We start from the raw sequence: 1,325 nt of genomic DNA, 5'->3' as shown, positions 1-1,325 counted from the left end.
TCTTTTCTCCACCAGAAAAACCTTCGTTTAATGAGCGAGAAAGAAATTTACGATCGATTTCTAATAATTCTGATTTTTCACGGATTAATTTCAGCATTTCGTTGGCTGGCATTTCCTCTTTTCCGTTGGCTTTTCTACTTTCGTTGATTGCCGTTTTCATGAAATTGGTAACCGAAACTCCTGGGATTTCTACAGGATATTGAAATGACAAGAAAACACCTTTATGCGCTCTTTCTTCTGGAGCCAATTCTGAAATGTCTTCACCTTCTAAAAGGATTTCTCCATCAGTAACAGTGTAATTTTCGTTACCTGCAATGATAGAAGAAAGTGTCGATTTTCCGGCACCATTTGGTCCCATAATTGCGTGAACTTCTCCTGCGTTTATCTCAAGATTAATTCCTTTTAATATCTCTTTGTCTTCAATTGAAGCGTGTAAGTTGCTAATTTTTAACATTTTATTGTTTTGTTTATTCGTAATGTCCTTTTAAAGACAAAATATCTAATATTTCAATTTTATTTTCCTCTGTAACCTTGTAAATTATTCGATGCTCTTGATTAATTCTTCTTGACCAACGACCTGCTAACTGATGTTTCAATTGCTCTGGTTTTCCTATTCCTTCGAAAGGATGCAATTGAATATCTTCAATCAAAGAATAAATTTTCTTCAATATTCCTTTATTTCCAGACTTGACCCAAAAATCTAAATCGCCTTTTGCTTTGTCAGAAAATTCTATTTGCATAATTCTTTCAATTCCTCCATTGTCATTCGAGTTCCTCGACCTTCTTTAATGCTTTTTTCAGCATCCAAAATTTCTTTAACAAATTCAGGCTTGTATGGTTTTTCTTCTTCAACAATTTCAAAACCAAGTGATTTTGCCAATGATTTTAGCACTGGAAAATCTTTTTTCTTTACGTTTTTTAAAATTATATCCATAACTTTTAATTTTATTAACCTACCGAACCTTCAAGTGAAATCTCCAATAATTTTTGAGCTTCAACAGCAAACTCCATTGGTAATTTGTTTAAAACTTCTTTACTAAAACCGTTTACGATTAACGCAATAGCCTTTTCAGTTGGAATTCCTCGTTGGTTGCAATAAAAAACTTGGTCTTCTCCGATTTTAGAAGTCGTTGCTTCGTGTTCGATTTTGGCTGATGAATTTTTGCTTTCGATGTACGGAAACGTATGCGCACCGCAATTATTCCCCATTAAAAGTGAATCACATTGCGAGAAGTTTCTAGCATTTTCAGCATTGGCGCTAATTCGAACCAAACCACGGTAACTATTTTGTGATTTTCCTGCCGAAATTCCTTTAGAAATAATAG

4 protein-coding genes are annotated in these 1,325 nt (G+C 33.9%); all 4 read right to left on the bottom strand.

Annotated features, from left to right (window positions below; genetic code table 11):
* On the bottom strand, positions 1 to 454 hold a 454-nt coding region (locus tag DIU01_RS14050; protein ID WP_290835507.1), incomplete at its 3' end, for an ABC transporter ATP-binding protein.
* 13 nt (positions 455 to 467) lie between these two features.
* Entirely contained in the window at positions 468 to 740 is a 273-nt protein-coding gene (locus DIU01_RS14045; protein ID WP_290835505.1) for a Txe/YoeB family addiction module toxin, read from the bottom strand.
* On the bottom strand, positions 731 to 934 hold the full coding sequence (locus DIU01_RS14040; protein WP_290835503.1) for a DUF2683 family protein: 204 nt from the start codon (positions 932 to 934) through the stop codon (positions 731 to 733). The genes DIU01_RS14045 and DIU01_RS14040 overlap by 10 nt, the downstream gene beginning before the upstream one ends.
* 14 nt (positions 935 to 948) lie before the next feature.
* Positions 949 to 1,325: SufD family Fe-S cluster assembly protein (locus tag DIU01_RS14035; protein ID WP_290835501.1), on the bottom strand; the 377-nt coding region annotated here is incomplete at its 5' end.

Source organism: Flavobacterium sp., assembly GCF_003525665.1.
Classification (GTDB): Bacteria; Bacteroidota; Bacteroidia; order Flavobacteriales; family Flavobacteriaceae; genus Flavobacterium.
The sequence above is the reverse complement of the archived record's forward strand: the minus strand, read 5'-3'. Positions and strand labels throughout refer to the sequence as shown.